The 21,564-nt window shown below is 67.6% G+C and carries 20 protein-coding genes; 7 read left to right on the plus strand and 13 right to left on the minus strand.

The genetic code is table 11. From position 1 onward, the window contains the following. Positions 1–182: 182 nt before the first annotated feature. The 5 genes from FE263_RS22280 to FE263_RS19920 form a co-directional block, all read right to left on the minus strand. Complete coding sequence (locus FE263_RS22280; protein WP_171034238.1) at positions 183–329, minus strand: hypothetical protein; 147 nt, start codon at positions 327–329, stop codon at positions 183–185. 4 nt (positions 330–333) lie between these two features. Continuing rightward, on the minus strand, positions 334–1,791 hold the full coding sequence (locus FE263_RS19905; RefSeq protein WP_171034239.1) for an oligosaccharide flippase family protein: 1,458 nt from the start codon (positions 1,789–1,791) through the stop codon (positions 334–336). A 225-nt stretch (positions 1,792–2,016) separates the two neighbouring features. After that, positions 2,017–2,952: a cupin-like domain-containing protein gene (locus FE263_RS19910; protein ID WP_138327792.1), complete on the minus strand. Its 936-nt coding sequence runs from the start codon at positions 2,950–2,952 to the stop codon at positions 2,017–2,019. A gap of 157 nt (positions 2,953–3,109) precedes the next feature. Next, a complete protein-coding gene (locus FE263_RS19915; protein ID WP_171034240.1) occupies positions 3,110–3,754 on the minus strand; it encodes a 4'-phosphopantetheinyl transferase family protein in 645 nt (214 codons plus the stop codon). Between the two features lie 110 nt (positions 3,755–3,864). Beyond that, positions 3,865–4,800 (minus strand): hypothetical protein, encoded by a 936-nt coding sequence (locus FE263_RS19920; protein WP_138327794.1) that lies wholly within the window; start codon positions 4,798–4,800, stop codon positions 3,865–3,867. 233 nt (positions 4,801–5,033) lie between these two features. Here FE263_RS19920 and FE263_RS19925 point away from each other — a divergent pair, with 233 nt between their 5' ends. Continuing rightward, positions 5,034–5,360, plus strand: a complete 327-nt coding sequence (locus FE263_RS19925) for an NIPSNAP family protein (protein WP_138327795.1) — start codon at positions 5,034–5,036, stop codon at positions 5,358–5,360. A gap of 5 nt (positions 5,361–5,365) precedes the next feature. Here FE263_RS19925 and FE263_RS19930 read toward each other — a convergent pair whose 3' ends face one another. Together FE263_RS19930 and FE263_RS19935 are read right to left on the minus strand one after the other, a co-directional pair. Continuing rightward, positions 5,366–6,025 carry an SOS response-associated peptidase gene (locus FE263_RS19930; protein WP_138327796.1) on the minus strand — a complete coding sequence of 220 codons (660 nt, stop codon included), beginning with the start codon at positions 6,023–6,025 and terminating at the stop codon, positions 5,366–5,368. Next, entirely contained in the window at positions 6,025–8,082 is a 2,058-nt protein-coding gene (locus FE263_RS19935) for an ATP-dependent helicase (protein WP_138327797.1), read from the minus strand. The genes FE263_RS19930 and FE263_RS19935 overlap by 1 nt, the downstream gene beginning before the upstream one ends. Before the next feature lie 269 nt (positions 8,083–8,351). Here FE263_RS19935 and FE263_RS19940 point away from each other — a divergent pair, with 269 nt between their 5' ends. From FE263_RS19940 to FE263_RS19950, 3 genes are all read left to right on the plus strand, one after another. Next, positions 8,352–9,509: an NAD(P) transhydrogenase subunit alpha gene (locus tag FE263_RS19940; protein WP_138327798.1), complete on the plus strand. Its 1,158-nt coding sequence runs from the start codon at positions 8,352–8,354 to the stop codon at positions 9,507–9,509. A 187-nt stretch (positions 9,510–9,696) separates the two neighbouring features. Then, entirely contained in the window at positions 9,697–10,023 is a 327-nt protein-coding gene (locus tag FE263_RS19945) for an NAD(P) transhydrogenase subunit alpha (protein ID WP_138327799.1), read from the plus strand. Next, on the plus strand, positions 10,020–11,405 hold the full coding sequence (locus tag FE263_RS19950) for an NAD(P)(+) transhydrogenase (Re/Si-specific) subunit beta (RefSeq protein ID WP_138327800.1): 1,386 nt from the start codon (positions 10,020–10,022) through the stop codon (positions 11,403–11,405). The genes FE263_RS19945 and FE263_RS19950 overlap by 4 nt, the downstream gene beginning before the upstream one ends. A 45-nt stretch (positions 11,406–11,450) precedes the next feature. Here FE263_RS19950 and FE263_RS19955 read toward each other — a convergent pair whose 3' ends face one another. From FE263_RS19955 to FE263_RS19970, 4 genes are read right to left on the minus strand one after another with little or no spacing between them, the layout of a single operon-like run. Next, positions 11,451–14,711 (minus strand): error-prone DNA polymerase, encoded by a 3,261-nt coding sequence (locus tag FE263_RS19955; RefSeq protein ID WP_138327801.1) that lies wholly within the window; start codon positions 14,709–14,711, stop codon positions 11,451–11,453. Positions 14,712–14,717: 6 nt separating this feature from the next. Beyond that, positions 14,718–14,957, minus strand: coding sequence for a hypothetical protein (locus tag FE263_RS19960; RefSeq protein ID WP_138327802.1), 240 nt, complete (start codon positions 14,955–14,957; stop codon positions 14,718–14,720). Between the two features lie 3 nt (positions 14,958–14,960). Further along, complete coding sequence (locus tag FE263_RS19965; RefSeq protein WP_138327803.1) at positions 14,961–16,490, minus strand: Y-family DNA polymerase; 1,530 nt, start codon at positions 16,488–16,490, stop codon at positions 14,961–14,963. Further along, positions 16,411–17,169, minus strand: a complete 759-nt coding sequence (locus FE263_RS19970; protein ID WP_138327804.1) for an ImuA family protein — start codon at positions 17,167–17,169, stop codon at positions 16,411–16,413. The genes FE263_RS19965 and FE263_RS19970 overlap by 80 nt, the downstream gene beginning before the upstream one ends. 283 nt (positions 17,170–17,452) lie before the next feature. Between FE263_RS19970 and FE263_RS19975 the strand changes: the two genes are divergently transcribed. Next, on the plus strand, positions 17,453–18,130 hold the full coding sequence (locus FE263_RS19975; RefSeq protein WP_138327805.1) for a transglycosylase SLT domain-containing protein: 678 nt from the start codon (positions 17,453–17,455) through the stop codon (positions 18,128–18,130). On the opposite strand, the gene FE263_RS19980 is transcribed toward FE263_RS19975, so the two are convergent. Together FE263_RS19980 and FE263_RS19985 are read right to left on the minus strand one after the other, a co-directional pair. Then, entirely contained in the window at positions 18,120–19,310 is a 1,191-nt protein-coding gene (locus FE263_RS19980) for a glycosyltransferase family 87 protein (RefSeq protein ID WP_171034241.1), read from the minus strand. The two genes, FE263_RS19975 and FE263_RS19980, sit on opposite strands and share 11 nt — an antisense overlap. After that, positions 19,307–20,380 carry a glycosyltransferase family 87 protein gene (locus FE263_RS19985; RefSeq protein ID WP_171034242.1) on the minus strand — a complete coding sequence of 358 codons (1,074 nt, stop codon included), beginning with the start codon at positions 20,378–20,380 and terminating at the stop codon, positions 19,307–19,309. Before FE263_RS19985 ends, FE263_RS19980 begins: the two co-directional genes overlap by 4 nt. 397 nt (positions 20,381–20,777) lie before the next feature. Between FE263_RS19985 and FE263_RS19990 the strand changes: the two genes are divergently transcribed. After that, entirely contained in the window at positions 20,778–20,975 is a 198-nt protein-coding gene (locus FE263_RS19990) for a Flp family type IVb pilin (protein WP_240759968.1), read from the plus strand. Positions 20,976–21,069: 94 nt separating this feature from the next. After that, the gene (locus FE263_RS19995) at positions 21,070–21,561 is read left to right on the plus strand and encodes a prepilin peptidase (RefSeq protein ID WP_276611242.1); all 492 of its coding nucleotides are present in this window, start codon (positions 21,070–21,072) and stop codon (positions 21,559–21,561) included. The last annotated feature ends 3 nt before the right edge of the window (positions 21,562–21,564 follow it).

Genomic DNA, 21,564 nt, shown 5'->3' on the forward strand with positions numbered 1-21,564 from the left:
ATCCCGCCTTCGAGAATATCTCCGCCCGCAGCACCCGCTGGAGTCGGTGCCATGCGGATGTCGTCACCCGTTGACCGAACAGCCCCCGCCTGGCCCGCCCGCATCGCTTCCCGCACAGCCCGCGCAGGCTGCTGCCCACCATCCTGTCAGCAAGGCATTGTGGTGAATTTTGCGTAGATCCGCTAACAAAAATCTTCAGCCGCCAGCCTTTTGTCGGCTTGGTGCAGCACGCCAGTCGCAGTTGCGGACAAATCCGGAAGCGTCTTGCACCATGATTGCAGCGGCACTGTGGCGCATAATGCTTTCTGGACGATGAACGAGTTGCTCATGCGACTAACCGGGAACGGCGCGAGATATTAATCGTTGCAACAGCCTTATAACCTCTGCAGAGCGGGAACGGGCGCATAGCAGCAGCACACCAGCGTAGATGGCTGCCGCAACGCTGCCTTCCGCCAACAGCATGAGCAGTCCCGGCCAGTCGGCTGGAATGATCTGCTCGACAGCCAGGACGGCCAACCTTGCCGCGACACCTCCTGCGATCGGGACGATGAGGCTGCTCAACAACGGCGCCACGGAATGTCCCAGGACGGATCGGATCAGCGGCGCCATCAGCAGGATGGCCAGGAAGCCGCGCACCACCAGGGCGGCGGCGAGGGCGGTCAGCCCGTATGGGACGGCGAGATAGGCGACCACTCCGGTGGTCAGGGCATTGAGCGCCGAAACCCACAGCATCTGTCCTCGCCGTCCGGCCGAGACCAGCAGGGGCCGCAGGAAGGCGTTGACGACGATGTAGGGGCCGAGTGCCGACAGGACCGTGAAGACCGGCGCCGCCGGCTGCAGGCGCAGGCCGAACATGGTGTCGATCAGGGGTGTCGCCGCAGCGCCGGCGACTGCAAAACAGCCGATCACCGTGAGCGCCATCATGCCCATGATCCGCTTCGCGACCTCGTAGCGGCGCGCTGGATCGGACCGGATGGAGACGAAGAGGGGCAGGAAGATACGGCTGATCGATGTCACGACCACTTCCTGCAGCACCTCAAGCAGTCGCTGCGCCACCCGCAGGTAGCCGATCGAGACGACATCGAGCCTGAGACCGGCGATGAGCGCAAAGCCGGTCCTGGCAAGGTATTCGACCAGGTTGGTGCCGATCAGCGGCAGACTGAAGCGTAACGCCGAGCGCAGTTCGGCAAGATCGATGCGGGCACGCGGACGCCAGCGCGCCACCGCGGTGACCGCGACGACGAAGAACAGCACGCCCGCCAGACGCTGCACCACCAGCGCCAGCGCGCCGTGGCCGTGTATCGCAAGCGGCAACGCACTGATCGCGCCGGTCAGCGTAGCGCCAAGCGACATCAATCCGACGGCGCGGAAGCGGAAGTCGCGGGTCAGGGTCGCAAGCGGCACCACCACCAGCACGTTCAGCAAGATCATTGCAGAGAGCGATCGGACGACCCACACCAGCCGCGGCTCGCCATACAGTCCCGCGGCAAACGGGGCGCCGAGCCAGAGCAGCGTGGCCAGCATCAAGGCGATCAGCAGCTGCGCCCAGAAAGAACCGGCCTCGCTGCGTGTATCGCCGCGGTCGGCGGCGATCACCCGCTCGGCGGCACCGCCGATGGCAACCGTGTTGGCGAGTTCGACAAGCATGGAGCCGAGCGCCACCAGCCCAACGTCCCCGACCGGTACGAAATGCAGGATGACCGCGAAGATGACGAAACCCACCGCACGTTCGGCGCTGGTAGCACCGAACGACCAGAAGGCGCCCGCGGCGGCGCGACGCTCGATACTCATCGTCCAGATCCCCCGTAGCCGGCGCGCCTGGAGCGTCAACATCAGGCTCGTCAGCCGGAGGGTGCCATTACCTCACCTTGCTCCGGCTCTACAACCTTTACGCGAGCTGAAGGGCAAGCATCGTGCGTCGCGATCGATGTCGCGCTGACGACCATGGCCGATCCGTGGCCTGCTTGCGCTCGGATCGGGGACGCCGGAGGGAGGTTCGGGACGACCTGGACCGGGCTAGTGACTGACCCGGTGCCTGGCGCTCTTGATGACGCTCCGCAAGGGCCGGACAAACTTCACGGCGGTCGACTTCAGAACGTCTCGTGCCGGCGCTGCGCCCGGCAGGGACGGGTCCAGGCCGAGATGGCGCAGCATGTGGTTGAAGGAGCGCGCGCGACCGATCGCCCTGCTGCTCTCCGTCTCGAAGACGAACGCGTAGGAGACCGAGCGGCCGACGCCGGTCTGCACCCAGTGTGGCGCATTCTGCGGCTGATGCAGTCCGAGACCGGGACGCAGCTCGAACACGGTCTCAGCCGCCGGGTCGCGGCCGGCGAGGTCGACCTGGCCGATATTGACCATGTTGCGCCGATAGAAATTCTCGAGTTCGCGCTCGGTCAGGACCTGAGGATCGTAGACGTGGTAGGTTTTTTCACCCTCGATCTGTGCGAAGAAGTTGATTTCCGGATCGAAATGGAACGGCGTTGTTGTAGCGGCCGAGGTGATGAATATCGCGGACTCCAGACGTACGATGCGCTCGCCGGCAAGATGCGGTTGCATGGAGACAATCTGGCCGAACAGCGTATCGAGCAGCGAGCGGAAACGCTGATCGTGATTTTCCGGCCGCTTGAACAGCAAGCGCGCCGGCCGGCGGTCGAGGTAGTCCAGGGTCTCGACAGGCCCGCTCATGCTGTGGGCCACGGAGTAGAACTCGGAGCCCGGCGCCGGCGCGCTGGCGGCGACGAAGTAGTCACCAGGATGACCCTCGTAGCGGGTCGACAAGGAGCGGAGGCTCTCGGTCGTGAACAGGTCGATCTCGTGCAGATTGTGCCGCATCCCGACCGGCCGGACATCGAAGTCGGCCTTGAACCTGAGCGGGTCCGGCGTCAGGCGCGGGCGCGGGGGCCGCGCGGTGGAAAGAGCAGTCACTCGGTCGAGAACGTCGAGATCGCTCATGATGGATCGCCTTGGCGAAGTGTTAGCAAAACTGCTGATAAGAACGGAGTTCGCAACGATTAGTTAAGGCCATTGTTCGGCCCTGCGCAAATACATACGTAACCGCGAACTGTTAATTGATCGTCATTCCATTTACTTAAAGATGATAAAAATGACGTTAATGCAGTGGTTCTAGGGCGAACGGCACGCAGTCCAGCGTGGTCTCCACGGATACAGCGCCATAACACCTCGCGATGCGGCCGAGACTGGCAGTTCGCCAGACCCGGGGCGCTGCCGCGACGGCCGCCGCGACGGGCCCCAGCAGCGTCACGTGACCCGATCGGCTCACCACGTCGAAGCTGTCGAACGGCAGCGACATGCCGAGGCCGGTGGCCTTGGCGAAAGCCTCTTTCCGGGTCCAGCAGTCGAAGAAGGCGGCCGCTTGATCCAAGCCGTCCAGCAAGGCGATCGCCGCGGCCTCGGCCGGGGCCAGCATCGCCAGCAGTTCGAGCGGCACCTGAGCGGCCTGCTCGACATCGACACCGATGCGCCCATGTTCACTGATGCCGAGCAGGGCGAGACCGCCGGAGTGGCTCAGGTTGAACTGTATCCCGCCTCCTGCGAGCAAAGGTTTGCCGAACGAGGTGGTTACGAAACGCAGGCTCGCAGGTGCCGCGCCGAGATGGCGCCCGAGGGCCTGGCGCATGCCGCCTCGTGCAGCAATGGCGCGCGCCTGCAACCGCGGGGTTGCCAGCCGCTCGATGCGCGCCCGCTCATCGGCACTCAGGGTCTCGTGCAGGAACTCCAGCCGGTCCTCTGGCATGTCGAGATCCCAATGGCAGAGCCTCAGGATCTCGCCGGATGCTGCCATGGCTCAGGGCCCGGCACGGCCTGCGACGCACGCGCCGCGCCGGTCCAAACCGCCTGAGCGCGTTACGGGGTCCAGGTCGCGGCCGTGCCCGTCTCGTTCGGCACGCGCAGCAGCCGTGAAGCGGCTGCGAGCTTGAGCTTGTCGCGCCAGGCCGACACGCCCGGCGCTGTCGGCGCCGCGCCGTAGCGACGGATGCGGTTGTTGAACCGGTAGATGCGAGACACCCGGTCGATCGAGTTCAGTTCGTAGTTGATGCTGAGCGCGATCGACACGTTGTTGCCGTTCTGCACCCAGTGCGGTGCGCCGGTCGGGATATGCACGCCGTGGCCCGCACGCAGGTCGTAGGTCTGCGCATCCGACTGCCGCTCGGGCTTGTAGACGGCACCATTGTAGTCGCCGTCGTGGAAGCGCTCGAGCTCCTCGTGCGTGACCAGGCTGCGATCGGACGGGTCGAACACGTTCAGCGTCTTGTCGCCGACCAGCTGCACCAGATAGTTTGCTTCGGCATCGATATGGTAGGAGGTGATGCGGTTGGGCGACGCGATCAGCACCAGCGCCTCGCCGACCACGACATCGTCGCGCATCTGCTGGCCGGAGCGCTCGACCACCTCGGCCAGGAACTGGCGCAGGATCGGACCGAGCACCGGATCCTGCTCGGTGTGCTTCAGGATCACGATCGAGTTGTTGCTGGCGATATTACGGATGGTGTCCTGTAGCGAATGCTTCTCCGCCCGCCCGTCCTCCCAGCGCGCCGTCACGTCGATCGGGCCGTTCGACCAATAGACATATTCATCCGTCTGCGGCAGGCGGGACGCCAGCGCCGCCACTCCCTCGACGGTGAAGCCGTCCGCCGCCCCGATCGAGTGCGGGAACATGAAGCTGTTGCGGTTGTAGTGGCGGGGGAACAGGCCATCCGGATCGGTGATCAGCGTCCGCGCCGGGACCGGCGCCGGAGAGCGCTCGAGGAGCCCGTCGAGGTCAGTGTCGGTGGCCTGCATATGGATCCGTTCCCGCCTGGCTCGCACGTCCGGGCGATCCCGGACTGCCATCGCCCTAACATTCTGCGCTTGTTGCCAAATTCGGCGGACGCCGTCTAGCAAATGTTGCGCGCCAGCCCCGAGAGAACTTCAGGGCCATGTCGTAACAGGACGTTAGCCTGGTTGCCGAGCAGGCTTTATCGAACGCGGCGCCGATCGGCGCGTAGGCAGGTTACCACCAGCAGGATATTCCGATGATCCACGAATTACGCATCTACACGGCCGCCGCCGGCCGCCTGCCGGATGTGATCGCCCGCTTCCGCGACCATACGATCAGGATCTGGGAGCGTCACGGCATACGCCAGGCGGGCTTCTGGACCACCCTCGTCGGCGGCGACAGCAACGAGCTCACCTACCTGCTCGCCTGGGACAGCATGGCCGACCGGGAAACCCGTTGGGCCGCCTTCATGGCCGATCCGGAATGGATCAAGGTCAAGGGCGAGACGGAGGCGAACGGCGTCATCGTCGCCCGGGTGGCGAATTCGTTCCTGGCGCCGACCGCCTTCTCGTCGGTGCGCTGACCGGGTCAGGTCGCCTGGCCATCCTGCTTCTGGCCGCGTGCGACCACGACGAGGGCATCGTCGGCGAGCGGCCGCTGCAGGACGAGCGCCTCGGAGGCCGGCGCGGTCAGCCACAGCTCGATCTCCTCGGCCGTGGTGAGGATCACCGGCATCGCCTTCGGGTGATAGGCACCCACCAGGGCGTTCGGCCCGGTGGTCAGGAAGGCGAACAGGTCGTTGGTGGTCTCGCCCTCACGCACCTTGCGGACCGAGGTCCAGCGCGTCCAGATGCCGGCGAAGCAGGCCAGCGGACGGCTCTCGTCGAGGGCGAACCAGATCGGCGGCCGGGTGCCGTCGGCGAGCTGCTCGTTCTCCGAGAAGCTGGTGAACGGCACCACGCAACGGCTCTCGACGCCGAGCCAGCGCCGCCAGTGCGGTGAGGCGACGTTGCGCACATTGGTGACACCCGGATCGGAGTTGCGGCCCTTCAGCGCGAACGCCGGCGATGGCATGCCCCAGCGCGCCAGGGTGAGCTGTCGGCCGCCCTCGTGGTTCCGTACGACCGGCGCCGGGTAGTCCGGAAAGATGCCAGGCATCGGCGGCAGGTTGCCGGTGCTGTCGGTCATCGCCCGGGTCAGCTCGCGGATCGCCTGCTGGCCCTTGGTGACGGCGTAGAGGTTGCACATCAGCTCCACATGCTCCGCATCGCGGCGGCCACATCGACCCGATGCTGTCGCGCTGCCACTGCCGCCGGTTCGGCCGCGGCGTCCGGCCAGGTCGTCGCCTCGAACAGCGGCAGCAGGGCGGCCGGAATGAAGCGCGTCCGGGTGGCGTAAACATGGCGGTCGCCTTGCCGGTTCTGGCCATGGGTGAAGAAGCGCTGCGGCGTGACCAGGTGCAGGCTCTGCCGTGCCCGCGTCATGGCGACATAGAGCAGCCGGCGCTCCTCCTCGAGATCGGCGGTGGTGCCGGTGCCGAGGTCGGACGGCATGCAGCCATCGACCACGTTCAGCACGAACACCGTGTTCCACTCCTGGCCCTTGGCGGAATGGATCGTCGACAGCACCAGATAATCGTCGTCGAGCAACGGCACCCCGGCCTCGTCGCTGACGGCGTCGGGCGGATCCAGCGTGAGGTCGGTCAGGAACTGGCGGCGCGAGGCCGAGCCGGACGCGATCTGCTCCAGCTGCAGCAGGTCGGCATGGCGCTGGGCGGCGTCCTCGTGGATGCGCTCGAGATGTGGCGCATACCACAGCCGCGCGCAGGCGAAGTCGGCCGGCCACCCGGTGGCGCCCCAGCGCAGAAGCTGCAGCGCCTGCACCAGATCGGGCCAGGCCTCGCCCGAGCGGGGCGGCGGCGCGATGGCCGCCATCGCCGCAACCGGATCGGGCGCGCCGGTCATCTGGTCCAGCACGCGCTGCGCCGCCGCCGGCCCGACCGCGGGCAGCAATTGCAGGATGCGGAAGCCGGCCACCCGGTCGCGCGGGTTCTCGGCGAAGCGCAGCACCGCCAGCAGGTCCTTGACATGCGCGGTGTCGAGGAACTTCAGGCCGCCGAATTTCACGAACGGGATGCGTCGTTGCGTCAGCTCGATCTCCAGCGGGCCGCTGTGGTGCGAGGTGCGGAACAGCACGGCCTGCTGCCTGAGCGGAATACCGACCTCGCGCTGTTCCAGCACGCGTGTGGCGATGTAGCGCGCCTGGTCGGCCTCGTCGCGCACAGCGACCAGGGCGGGACGTTCCGCGGAAGGACGGTCGGTCCACAGCGTCTTGGCGTAGCGCTCGCTGGCAAGCTCGATCACGCCGTTGGCGGCGGCAAGGATCGGGCGGGTCGAGCGGTAGTTGCGATCGAGCGTGACGATGGCGGCCGGCGGGCTGAACTGGTGCGGGAAATCCAGGATGTTGCGCACGGTCGCGGCCCGGAACGCGTAGATCGACTGCGCGTCGTCGCCGACCACGGTCAGGCCGGCGCCGCGCGGCTTCATCGCCAGCAGGATGCTGGCCTGCAGGCGGTTGGTGTCCTGGTATTCGTCGACCAGCACATGATCGAAGCGGTTGCCGATGTCGGCGGCAAGCACCGGGTCGGCCATGACCTGCGCCCAGTACAGCAGCAGGTCGTCGTAATCGAGCACGCCCTGCGCCTGCTTGGCCTGCACGTAGGCACCGAACAGCGCCCGCAGTTCGTCATGCCAGCCGCCGCACCAGGGGAAGTGCGCGTGCAGCACCTCCTCGAGCGGCATTTCCGCATTCACCGCACGCGAGTAGATGGCGAGGCAGGTACCCTTGGTGGGAAAGCGGTTCGTGGTTCTGGAATAGCCCAGCTCGTGCCGGACCAGGTTCATCAGGTCGGCGGAATCTTCCCTGTCGTGGATGGTGAAGTCCGGCGCGAGGCCGATCTGCTCGGCATGGTCGCGCAGCAGGCGCGCGCCGATGGCGTGGAAGGTGCCGGCCCAGGCCAGCGCATCGGCGCCGAAGCTGTGCAGACCGATGCGTGCGACCCGACGGGTCATCTCGCTGGCGGCGCGGCGCGAGAAGGTCATCAGCAGGATGCGGCGCGGATCGACGCCGTGCGCGATCAGTTGCGCCACCCGGTGCGCCAGCGTGTTGGTCTTGCCCGAACCGGCGCCGGCGATGATCAGCAGCGGACCGCATCCGCCCTCGACCGCATGCCCGCCGTACAGGCCATGCTCGACCGCCAGTCGCTGTCCCGGGTTCAATGTCTCGAGCGAGTCGGTCGGCACCATGATCCGAGTTGACCACGATTCCCGTTTTGTTCGCAAATACCCACCAGGTTGCTTGTGCCACCGGAGGCATCGCGTGGCGGACCGGCCAGTACTCTGACACCGGCACCCTTATTGAAGAATCGGCAGACAAAGCCTGAAGCATTGGCGACAGCGACGATCTAATATATAGGCTGGAAGGCCTGAGGATCGCGGCACCCGGCTGATCCGGCGCTGCTGTCCGGGTCAGGTGCCGGCGGCCGATGGCTGCAGTTCTTGGAGGGTGAGCCGCCATGCCGCCGGAACGCGAAGCCGCCACCCTCGTCGTGCTCGCAGAGCGACTGCCGGACGAGCGCCGTGTCGCCATGGTGCCGCGCGAGATCGCCAGGCTGTCTGCCAAGGTCCGCGTGATGGTCGAAACCGGCGCGGGCGCGGAGGCCGGTTTCTCCGACGATGACTATCGCGCAGCCGGCGCGATGGTCGGGGGTCGCGACCAGCTGCTTGCCGCGGCCGACATCGTCGTCGCGGTGCGCGCACCCGAGCAGCTTGCAGGGCTGCGCGCCGGCGCGACGCTGGTATCGCTGGGCGCCCACGACAGGGAACTTGCCGCGATCCTGCTCGCGCAGGAGATCAACCATCTCGGGCTCGAACGACTGCCGCGCATTACCAGGGCGCAGAGCATGGACGTGCTGTCGTCACAGGCGACCGTCGCCGGATATGCCGCCGTCATCGCCGGCGCCCAGGCGCTCGACACGCTCATGCCGATGCTGACCACGGCGGCAGGCAGCATCAAGCCCGCCAGGATGATCGCGCTCGGCGCCGGTGTCGCCGGCCTGCAGGCGATCGCGACCGCGCGCCGGCTGGGCGCGGTGGCGCACGGCTTCGATGTGCGCGCCGCCGCGCGCGAGCAGGTGGAGAGCCTGGGAGCGAAGTTCGTCTTTCCCGATACCAGTGGCCCCAGCTCCGGCGTTCCAGGTTCCGGCCAGCCCCCCTCCGGCCTGACGGTCGCCGAGGCGGCGGGCGGCTATGCAAGCGACCAGACCGTGGACCAGCAGGCGGTCCTGCGCCGCGCCCTCACCCCGGCTCTGGCGGACATGCAGCTCGTGGTCACCAGCGCGCAGATCCCGGGCCGTCCGGCGCCGATCCTGATCGATGACGAGACGCTCGCCGCCATGACACCGGGCGCGGTGATCGTCGACCTGGCGGCCGAGACCGGCGGCAACACCACCCGGACCAGGGCCGACAGCGTCGTCACCGTCGGCAGGATCCGGATCCTGGGCTCGACGCATCTGCCGAGCCTGATGGCGACGGACGCCAGCCGCCTGTTCAGCAACAACCTGCGTGCCCTGCTCGAACACCTTCTGGACGAGGATGGCCGCCTTCGGCTCTCCCGCGACGACGCCATCACCGACGCCCTGCTGGGCGCCCCGCCCATCGTCAAGGCGGCGTAGGAGATCCGCCGGCCATGCCCGATGCCGGACGGGAGTGCGGCAGCGGGCAACGCGTGGCGAAGGGTTGCGAAGCGGAACGACGTGGCGACCGCATCCCCGATATCAGGGCCGCAAGCCCGGGAGGTTTGCGAAGGCCCGCTTAGGTACCGGCATGGCAGCACTTCACACGGATCCTGGGGACTTTCAGATGCCCTCCACAACCATCATCCAGATGTTCGTCTTCCTCCTTGCGGGTTTCGTCGGCTTCCAGACGATCAGCCGCATCCCGCCTCTGCTGCACACCCCGCTGATGGCGGCGACCAATGCCATCAGCGGCATCTCCCTGGTCGGGTCGCTGGTCCTGTCCGGCGCCCATGACGGCATGCTGGCGACGGTCCTGGGCACCATCGCCGTCGCCAGCGCCATGGCCAACGTGGTCGGCGGCTTCCTGATCACCGACCGCATGCTGGCGATGTTCAAGCGCACCCGTGTCGCGGCAGGGGAAGAGGGCGCCGCCGGCGCAGGCCGGTCGTGAGGGAAACATCGATCCAGCTCGCTTATCTGGTCGCCACCTTCCTGTTCGTCGTGGCGCTGCGGTCGCTGGGCCGGCCCGACACCGCGAGGCGGGGCATGCAGCTCGCCGCAATCGGCATGGCGGTGGCCATAGTCGCAACGCTCTTCAACGCCCACATCCTCTCCTACGAGTGGATCGTCGTCGGATGCGTGGTCGGCGCGGTCGCGGGCTATCCGCTCGGCATGTGGGTGCCGATGACGGCGATGCCGCAACGCATCGCGCTCAGCCACGCCTTCGGGGCGCTGGCCGCTACACTGGTCGGCGTCGGCGAATACAGCCGCGGCTTCGCAGTCGGCGACATCGGCCGCGGCCACGTCGTGGCACTCGGCCTGGAGGTGCTGTTCGGCGGCCTGACCGTCACCGGCAGCCTGATGGCGTTCGGCAAGCTCCAGGAGATCCTGCCCGGCCGGCCGATGACCTTCCGGTTCCAGCATGGCTTCAACCTCGCCCTGATGGCCTGCGCGGTCTGCGGACTGCTCTGGCTGATCATCGACCCCACCAATCTCGCCGTGGCGATCGCCATGCTGTCGATCAGCCTGGTGCTCGGGGTCCTGTTCGTGCTGCCGATCGGCGGCGCGGACATGCCGGTGGTGGTGAGCCTGCTCAACTCCTACGCGGGCCTGGCGGCGGTCGCGACCGGGTTTGCCATCGACAACAACATCCTGATCGTCGTCGGAGCCCTCGACGGCCTGTCCGGACTGATCCTGTCGGTGGCGATGAGCAAGGCCATGAACCGCTCGTTCTCCAACGTCCTGTTCGGCGCCTTCGGCTCGCCGGTGGCGTCGGCGGAGGGTGCAGCCGCCGCCGGCGGCGAGATGACCGCGATCGCCGCCGAGGACGTGGCGTTGCGGATCGCCTACAGCGACCGGGCGATCATCGTGCCGGGATACGGGCTCGCCGTGGCGCAGGCCCAGCACCAGGTCCGGGAACTGGCGGACCTGGTGGACAAGCGCGGCGGCGACGTCCGCTTCGCCATCCATCCGGTGGCAGGCCGCATGCCCGGGCACATGAACGTGCTGCTGGCCGAAGCCGGCGTGCCGTACGACAAGCTCGTCGAGATGGAGGACATCAACGAGCGCTTCGCCGAGACCGACATCGTCCTGGTGGTGGGCGCCAACGACGTCGTCAACCCGGCTGCCAGGACCAATCCGAACTCGCCCATCTTCGGCATGCCGATCCTGAAGGTCGCCGACGCCAAGAGCGTCGTGGTTTTGAAGCGGGGACGCGGCACCGGATTTTCCGGAGTGGAGAACGACCTCTTCGTCGACCCGAAGACCTCGATGCTGTTCGGTGACGCCAAGCAGTCGTTGCTGAACCTGGTTGTCGAGGTGAAGAACGTCTGACCGGGGCTTCAGCGTTCCCGAGGCAGGGAGGTGGCGGGCAGCCCGCTACCGGAAGTCACGGGTCGGCACCTTGATGCCCGATCCGAGCCGCAGATCCGGCACGTAGATATCGCGCGGCTTGCGCCCTACCGGCGACTTGTCGTCGCGGACATCCGGCGCGCCGGGATGGGTGACCGCATCGCCGCGGCCGTGCTGGATCGGAAAGCTGCCATCCTGCTGCCCGACGCTACGCAACAGGCCGGTCAGGTCTTCCAGCCGGTCGGTCACCACGTGGATCACCTCGCCCTCGCGCTGCACCTTGCCGTGGCAGGCGATCATGCCGGCCGACAGCACCAGGCGACGCTGCTTCTCGAAGCGGTCCGGCCACAGGATCAGGTTGGCGACGCCGGTCTCGTCCTCGATAGTGATGAACATCACGCCCTTGGCCGAGCCGGGCTTCTGCCGCACCAGCACGATGCCGGGCACCACCACCCGCCTGCCGTCGCGGATATGTGCGAGGTCGCCGCACGCGATCATGCCGACCTTCCGCAGCGTGGCGCGCAGGAACGAGACCGGATGCCGGCGCAGGCTTAGCCCGACGCTGCGGTAATCCTCCACCACCTCGCGCCCGTCGGTCATCGGCGCCAGCTTCATCACCGGCTCGACAAGCTCCGGCTCGGGACGGCGCCCGGCATCGGCGGCGGCGAACAGCGGCAGCACGCTGTCGGCCAGCCCCTTGACCTGCCAGAGCGCCTGCCGCCGGTCGAGCCCGAGCGCCTGATACGCATCCGCCTCGGCGAGCCGCTCGAGACCGGCCGCCGGAATGTCCGCCCGCCGCCAGATCTCCTCGACGCTGCGGTACGGGCTGTCACCCCGGTTCGCCACCAGTTGCGCGCCATGCTGGTTGGCCAGCCCCTTGGCCATGCGCAGGCCCAGCCGCACCGCCATGTATTTCCCGCGCGTGGGCTCCAGGGTGCAATCCCAGCGCGACGCATTCACGCACACCGGCCGTATCTCGACGCCATGCTCGCGCGCGTCGCGCACCACCTGCGCCGGGGCATAGAACCCCATCGGCTGGCTGTTCAGCAGCGCCGCGCAGAACGCATCCGGATGGTGGCATTTCATCCAGGACGAGGCATACGCGATCAGCGCGAACGAGGCCGCGTGGCTTTCCGGAAACCCGTACGAGCCGAACCCCTCGAGCTGGCTGAAGGTGCGCTCCGCGAACTCCCGCTCGTAGCCCTTGTGCACCATGCCGCCGATCAGCTTGTCGCGGAAATGGCTGACCCCGCCGGTGAACTTGAAGGTCGCCATCGAACGGCGCAACTGGTCCGCCTCACCCGGCGTGAAGCCGGCGCAGTGGATCGCCACCTGCATCGCCTGCTCCTGGAACAGCGGCACGCCGAGCGTCTTGCCGAGCACCCGGCGCAGTTCCTCCTTGGGATAGGTCACCGCCTCCTTGTTCTCGCGCCGGCGCAGGTACGGATGCACCATGTCGCCCTGGATCGGGCCGGGCCGCACGATCGCCACCTGCACCACGAGATCGTAGAAAGTCGTGGGCTTCAGCCGCGGCAGCATCGACATCTGCGCCCGGCTCTCGATCTGGAAGGTGCCGAGCGTGTCCGCGCGCCGGATCATCTCGTAGGTGGCCGGATCCTCGGCGGGGATGGTGGCGACGTCCAGGCTGATGCCGCGATGCTGCTCGATCAGCTCGAACGAACGCCGCATGCAGCCGAGCATGCCGAGGCCGAGCACATCGACCTTCATGAAGCGCAGCGCGTCGATATCGTCCTTGTCCCACTCGATCACCTGCCGGTCGGTCATCGCGGCAGGCTCGATCGGCACCAGGTCGGAGAGACAGTCCTGGGTCAGCACGAAGCCACCCGGATGGGTGCCGAGCTGGCGCGGAAACCCGATCAGCGTGCGGGCGATCTCCAGGGTGAGCTGCAGCCTGCGGTCGGACAGGTTGAGGTTGAGCTGGTCGGCATGCTCCTCGAGAACCGCATCTCCGGACCAGGCCGAGACCTGTCCGGCCAGCGCTCCGGTCAGATCCTCGGGCAGGCCCATCACCTTGCCGACGTCGCGTATGGCGCCGCGCGCGCGGAACCGCATGACGGTGGCGCACAACGCCGCGCGGCCGCGGCCGTAGCGGGCATACACCCACTGGATCACCTCCTCGCGCCGCTCGCTCTCGAAATCGACGTCTATATCCGGTGGCTCGCGGCGCTCGGCCGAGACGAAGCGCTCGAACAGCAGGCCGCTACGCACCGGATCGATCGATGTGATGCCGAGCACGTAGCAGACCGCCGAGTTCGCCGCCGACCCGCGGCCCTGGCACAATATGTCCTGCGAGCGCGCATAGCGGACGATGCTGTGCACGGTCAGGAAATACGGCGCGTAGTCGAGTTCCGCGATCAGCCGCAATTCGTGCTTCAGCTGTTTCTCTACATCGGCAGGCAGTCCGTCGGGATAACGCAACGGCAGGCTCGCCGTGACCTGTCGCTCCAGCGCCTGCTGCGGCGTCTCGCCCGTCACCTCGGCCTCGTCGGGATACTGGTAGCGCAGTTCCGACAGCGAGAACCGGCAGCGCTCGGCGATCTCTTGCGTGCGATCGAGGGCTTCCGGATACGCCGCGAACAGCCGCGCCATCTCGGCCGGCGCCTTCAGATGCCGGTCGGTGAACCGCTCGCGCCGGAACCCGGCCGCATCGATGGTGCAGCCCTCGCGTATGCAGGTCACCACGTCCTGCAGGATGCGGCGCTCGGGGATGTGGTGCAGCACGTCCCCGGTCACCACCGTCGGCACGCCGGCCGCCTGCCCCAGGTCGGCAAGCTGCCGCAGCCGCATCGCATCGCCCGGACGCCGGCGCAGGCCGAGCGAGAGATGGCAGCGCCCGTCGAAATCGCGGCGCATCCGGCGCAGCTCGTCCGCCAGCCGCTGGTCCGGCGCGTCCGGCAGCAGCACCAGCAGCAGCCCCTCGCCATGTGCCGCCAGATCCTTCCAGCCGATATCGCAGCCCCCCTTGCCGGTGCGACCCTTGCCCAGGGTCAGCAGCCGGCACAGGCGGCCATAGCCGGTGCGATCCAGCGGATAGGCCAGCACCGGCAGGCCATCGGACAAATCCAGCCGGCAGCCGACGATCAGCCGGATGCCGACCTCCTCGGCGCGGGCATGCGCACGGGCAATTCCAGCCAGCGTGTTGTGGTCGGTGATCGCGATCGCCTGCAGGCCGAGATCGCGGGCCTGCACGAACAGCTCCTCGACATGGCTGGCGCCGCGCAGGAACGAGTAGTTCGACGTCACCTGCAGTTCGACATAGCTCGCCATGACGCGTCAGTCCGAATGCGGATGCCGGTGCCGCGTGGTGGAGGGCGCGCTGGCATCGGGACGTTTCATCAGCACGTAGCCGGATCGTTCCAGATGCTGCACCAGCCGCTCGGCGGTGATGCGCGCCATCGCATCGTCGGCATGACGCACACGCTTGCGGCCATCGTAGCGCAACGCGAACGACAGGCTCTGCTCGATCTCCTCGTTGCTGGCAGGGCGCAGGTCGAGTTTGTCGTCTTCGCTCATGGTTCAGAACAATCCATGCAGGAACCACGCGAGTTCGCCGGTGGCGGGATCCACGCCGTCGCCCTGGCGGAACAGCCAGAAGCGCCGCCCGTGCTGGTTCTCGACGATCCAGTAGTCGCGCACCGCGGCGACCTCGTCCGGGCGATCCCACCATTCGCCGTGGATGCGCTCGGGGCCGTCGGCACGCGCGATGCGGTGACGCACCCGGCGCCAGGTGAAGGCGCGCGGCGGATGGTCGGGCATCATCGCCATCGCATCGACCGGCTCGGGCGGATCGAGCAGGCGCGCCGGCCTCGGCCAGGCGCAGACCGGCGGCCCGGGAGCCCCCTTCGCCATCAAAGCCAGGGCCGGCACCGCCTGCTGCGAGCGCTCCGGGATGTCGCTCTCGACCGGCTGCAGGCGGTAGACCTTGTCGGCGCCGAGCCGGTTCACCAGCCGGTCGATCAGCTCCGACAGGTCGGCCGCCTGCGTCGCATCGGGCGCCAGATCACCCGATCGCTGCGTGTAGGCAAGCGGTTCGACCGAAGGCAGCACCAGGCGCATCGCCTCCACGCCCAGCCCGGGATCGACCGTCTCGATGCGTTCGTCCAGCAGCCGTGCCAGGTGGCGCACGTCGCGCACAGGCCGCGCGGTGCCGATGCGCACCACCTGGATCGTCGCATCGACGCGCTCGAACACCAGGTCGAGCCGGCGCGCGCCCTCGCCACGCTGCTCGAGCTGCGCGCAGGCCTCGCCGACCAGGGTGAGGATGACGCCGGTGAAGGCCTCCGCGGTGGCGATCGGCTCGACGAAGGTCCGGCGCACCATGATCGTCTCCGGCGGCAGCACCGGCCGGATCGGCTCGCGGGCCCGTCCCGTCGCCTGGTCGAGCCGGGTCAGGGGGATGTCACCGAACCGGCGCGCCAGTGGTCCGCGCGCGGCCTCGGCCAATTGCCCGACCCGTTCCAGCCCGAGCCGGCGCAGGCCGTCCACCGTCTGCGCGTCGAGACGCAGCGCCTCTACCGGCAATGGCGCCAGCGCCTCCGCCTGCCCGCCGGGTTCGACCACGGCGATCGGCTTGCTGCCGAACCGCGCCATCGCATGGGCGGCCCCCGGCGTGTCGGCGATCGCCATCCGCCCGGCAAGCCGGTGCCGCGCCAGCTGACGTGCCAGCAGGGTCAGCATCGGGCGCTCGCCGCCATGCAGGTGGGCGCAGCCGGTGACGTCGATCCAGACGCCGTCCGGCGCGTCGGGTGCGGTCAGCGGCGACAGCCGCAGGCACCAGGCAGCAAGCCGCGCCAGCGCCTCTGCATCCTCGGCGGGTGTCGCATCCAGTACCGCGAGATCCGGCACCATCGCCTGCGCGTGCGCGAGCGGCATGCCGGCGCACAGGCCGAGAGCACGCGCAGCCTGGTCAGCGGCGGCGATCACCATGCGTCGTCCGTCATGGCCGCGTGTGACCAGCGGCGAGCCATCAGCCGGCGCGTCGCCATGCAGTTTCCGCAGCCGGTCGGTCGGCCAGAACGGGAGCCAGAGCGAGACGACCCTGCGCATCGCAGCCCTCCACGGTCCAGGTTGCAGATTCCGCACCACGGCAGCGGAGCAGTTCGAGATGCCAGACCGGCCGGCCGACGCCGGCCACCTCCGGCGCATGGGCGAGCGGCGGTGGTGACGGCAGGCCGGTGATGCGCCAGCGGCTCCAGGCGCCGGAGGGTGCCACCAGCGCCGGATCGTCGAAGCGGCGGCTGCGGCGCAGCACGATGCCAAGCACGTCGGATGCTTCGGCGGCGAGTTGCAGCCGGCGCGAGGCGACCAGGTCCAGCCTGCCCTCGACTTCGCAGACCACGCCGGCAAGATCGGGGTGACGCAGCCCCTCCTCCATCGCCGCCAGCGCGTCCCGGCGTGCCTGCACCAGCACCAGCCGGCCAGGATCGAGACCTGCCTGCAGCAGGCCCGCGGGGAACAGGTCGTGCCGGCCCAGGATCCACAGCACCGGCCCCGGATGCCGCGCCAGCAGCCCGGCTACGAACAGGGCGGCGGCGCCACCATGCTCGACCTCGGGGCCGCCGCCGGCGACCTCGTGCACCGCGCCGAGGGCCATGCCGCCGCCGGGCAGGTGCCGGTCGATGGCGTCGAGCCCGAACGGCAGCGCGGCGCGGGCCGACACACGGCCACCGCCATGCTCGAGGGCCGCGATCCGCGAGCGGAGGGCCATGATCGTATCGCTCTGCATGCCGCCCTCCCTCTCGTCCACACGGCCCGTCTGCCCTGGCCTGATTCGTCTCGATGACGAGAACGTATAGAGAACATGTGCCCGACGGGAAGCATGATTTCAGCTCGCTTGCGGCACTTTTTCGGGAAGCCGAACGAGGTCAGGGAGATAGACTGCGGCCTGCAGGCAAGGTCTCAGGAGGGCCGCTCGACAGATTGCGGTTTCGTATCGAAACCAGGCCCGGGGGTGCTAATGTCGAAACGATACCGGATCGAACGCTGCCTGTTCCCTTGGATCGAAGCCGATGCGCCTGCCCCCCCTGGTGAGGATCAGCCTTGCCTGCGCCACCCTGCTGCTTTCCAGCGCCGCGCCGGTCACGCAAGCCTTGGCGGACACCGCATGCCTGGACGCGGCGCGGGACGCCGAGCGCAGCGCCGGCCTGCCGTCGGGGCTGCTCTCGGCGATCGGCCATGTCGAGAGCGGCGGCCGCCCCTGGAGCGTCAATTCCGGCCAGCAGGGTGTGCGGTTCGGCACCCGCGACGAGGCGAGCAGCTACGTGCAGGGCCTGCTCGACCAGGGACGGCGGATCATCGATGTCGGCTGCTTCCAGGTCGATCTCTACTACCATCCGGAAGCGTTCGCGCGCTGGCAGGACGGGCTCGACCCGCAGATCAACGCGGCGGCCGCCTCGCGCATCCTGCAGGACCTGCACACCCGCACCGGCGACTGGAACCAGGCGGTGGCGCTGTACCATTCCGCCGACCCGCTACGCGGCACGCCCTACATGCAGGCGGTGCTGCGCTCCTGGACCGGGACCGGGGCCGACGCCTCGCCGCTGCCGGCCTGGTCGGACCCGTTCACCATCCTGGCCTCCGCGCAGGCCTCCGGCATCATGGTATGGACGCCCACCGGCTCCCAGTCCGGCAGCCGGACCCGGACCGGGCGGGCGTCTCACGGACTACCCAGGATCATCACGCCGTAACCGGCGACCCCACGACTTCCGGCACGGGCGCCGGCGCCTGATGCCGCACCGCATCGATGCGCCGGAGGATGACGCACACCACCGCGCACACCACCACGCTGCTGTTCCGGAACATCACCGGCGAGATGACGCACCACGGCAGCAGGAAACCCAGCACCAGGATGACGATCTCCAGGAAGCTGAAGCTGCCGCCCCGGCGCCACCGCTCGCTAGCCGTTATGATAACCGCCAGGTTGAAGACGGCGAGATCGTAGCCGAACGCGAACGGCGTCGCGAGGAAGGTGCCAGCCCCGACCAGGGCCGCGCCCAGCATGCAGACCCGCTCGCGAAAGCAGCGCCACACCAGCGTCACCATGGTCAGCGTGCTGACCGCCTGCACGATGTGGGCCTGCGTGGGCGTCGCGCCGAACATCAGCAGGTTGGCGGTGATGGTCGCCATCACCCGGCTCAACTCGACGGTCTTCCAGGCGATGGTGGTGCCGATCGTGGGCAGGTGATGCCACCAGCTCGTCCAGACGCCGACACCGAACGCTGCCGCACTGGCCGACAGGAACAACGCCGCGGTGATGCACGCCACCGCGATGGTGCGCCACTGCCGGGACGCGAGCAACGCCACCGGAACCAGCACGGCCAGCTGCGGCTTGTAGATCATCAGGCCGAACAGCACGCCGGCCAGCGCCGGCCGCCGTGGCAGCAGGAGGAAGCCGCCGAACATCAGCCCGGCCTGTACCATGCTGCTCTGGCCGTTGATCCAGATCAGCAGGGTGGACGGCCCGACCAGCACCGCGATGACGGCCAGCACGTTGCGCTCGGCGAACCAGAGCACGATCGCGCAGATCGTCATGCCGGGCAGCATCCAGAACGCGTAGCCCGGCACATAAGGCAGATGCGCCAGCGGCCACACCAGCAGCAGCATCTGCGGCTGATAGAAATACGGGAACGTCACCGTCGACGTGCCCTGGAATTTCTGCAGCAGGGGATAGTCGTAGATCATGCCGGGCGGATGCAGCTGCACGAAGCGCGCGAACGACCGGAACGCGAAGTAGTCGTTCTCGAAGCATTGCGGGAGGATGTGATACAGCGTGACCGGCGTCAGGAAGGTGAACAGGATCAGCAGCAGCCTGCAAAGCGTCCGGGCCGGGATGCCACGGGCCTGCCAGGGTTGTGTGAAGGGCGTCATGCGAATTCCATGGCGATGGGGATGGCTGGTCGGGGCTGCGTGTTCGTGGTGCAGGCCCTGACCTGGCGAACCACCAGCCAGAGCAGCGCCATCACCAGAACGCTGCTGATGCGGAAGAACGCGGTACAGAACGGCAGCAGGAACCCCGCCAGCAGGACCATGATTTCCCAGAAGGCAAAGCTGCCCGACCGCTTGTATCGATCGGTCGCCACCACGATGACGGCGCCGGTCAGCAGCGGCAGATCGTAGCCAAATGCATAAGGTGTCGTCAGGAAGGTCGCGATCGCCACCGCCGCCGCGCAGAGCATGCCGGCCCCGGAGCGGGCGCACCAGCAGACCGATGCACATGCCGCCAGCGCGACGACCAGCTGGACCATGTCGGCATCGGCCGCCGGCATTCCGAACGCCAGCAGGTTCGAAGTGACCGTCACCATCAGCGGGTACAGCACCAGCATGTTGTTCGAGACGGTCCGCGCCAGTGCCGGCAGGTCATGCAGCCAGGCTCCCCAGACCGCAACTCCATAGGCCGCGACGCTGGCAAGCATGAACAAGGCGGCGCACACGCCCATCGAGAACAGGCAGCGCCACTGCCGGCCGGCAACCAGGGCGATCGGCACCAGGAAGGCGAGCTGCGGCTTGTAGGTGAGCAGGCCGAACAGCAGACCTGCCAGCACCGGTTGCCGCGGCAGCAGCCGGAAACCACCGAACAGCAGGGCGGCGCCGAACAGCGCGGTCTGCCCGCACAGCGAGGTCCAGAGCGTCGACGGCGCGACCAGCGCCGCCACGATCGCCGCCTCGTTGCGATCCGCCAGGCCTATGGAGACGACGTATCCCAGCAGGCCGAGGCACAGGCATGCAACGAGGCCGACACCATAGGGCACCGTTGCCAGCGGCCAGATCAGCAGCATCATTGCAGGATGATAGAGGTACGGAAATACCACGCCGTGCAGGCTGTTCTGCAGATGCTCGAGCATCGGGTTGTCGTAGATCGAGGATGCCGGGTAGGCGTGGATGAACTTCGAGAACGACCAGAACGCGAAGTAGTCGTTGAGCGGCCAATGCTGCAGCACGATGTATTCAACGGCAACGAACGGCGACATTACGGAGAATAGAAGTAATACAAAATACAACGCGACTTGTGTGCGAGTGCCGCGAGCGAGCCAGCGCGGCGGTGCGGCATTCATGTCTGATCCCCGTAGCCATCACGCCGAGCGTACGTCATCAACGGTGGTGGGTTAGAGACAACCACGAAACATTTCAAGGAAGTTTTACCCCGCATCGAGCGGATCAGAAATCGCATTCGGAAACAAAAAAATAGACGTTCGCCGCGTTCTCTTTAATTGGTCCAGCGATACACTCGATGGTTTCGGTTGCGAGATACTTTTTGCTTGAGCTTAACGAAGAATTTATAGTTAGGTTGTGCCGCGGTTCAGCGCGCTCCGTTTCCGGCTTCCGGCGGACCGCCTCATGAAGGAAGACATCAAGATGATCCAGTTTGCCAAGACCTGGCTGCGCCTGAAGCAGGACGAGCGCGCGGTCACCGCTCTCGAATATGCCCTGATCGCCGGCCTCATCGCCGTCGTCATCATCGGTGCGGTGACCACGCTCGGCTCGACGCTGAGCGGCACGTTCACCAAGGTGAGCAGCAGCATCGCCTCCGCCTGACGCAAAAGCGAAAGCCGGGACCGCCGATGGAGCTGCAAGGTTCCATCGGCATGGTTCCAAGAAAGATCGTTACGACTACCTGGCCATGCATGCGATGATTTCGGATATCGCCATTGCTGTCGCGATCTTGTTGCTGATGGCCGCAGCGGCTGGCGACATCGCCACGCGGCGGGTTTCCAACCGGCTCTCGATCCTGCTGGCGATCGATGGGCTTTTGCTGCAGGCGGTGGCCGGCGTCGGCGTTGCCACCTTCATCGCGGCGATAGTGGTCTTCATGGTTGCCGCCTGCTGCTGGCGGGCCGGACTGATGGGTGGCGGCGACGTCAAGCTGCTGGCTGCAGCAGCGTTGCTGGTGCCGCCACGCATGGTGCCCGGGTTGGTGGTCTGCATTGCGTTTGCCGGGGGAATTCTGGGCCTGCTCTACCTCGGCCTGAGGGTGCTGGTCGGCACCCCATCCATCCGCCGCCCGCAACGGCTGCCCGGGCGCCTGCTGCGCATCGAGCAATACCGCATATCGCGGGGTTTCTCGCTGCCCTACGCGTCCGCCATCGCCGCCGGCGCCGCTTTCGTCCTGCTGGAGGGCTGAACC

Source organism: Lichenicoccus roseus, from assembly GCF_005844085.1.
Taxonomy (GTDB): Bacteria; Pseudomonadota; Alphaproteobacteria; order Acetobacterales; family Acetobacteraceae; genus Lichenicoccus; species Lichenicoccus roseus.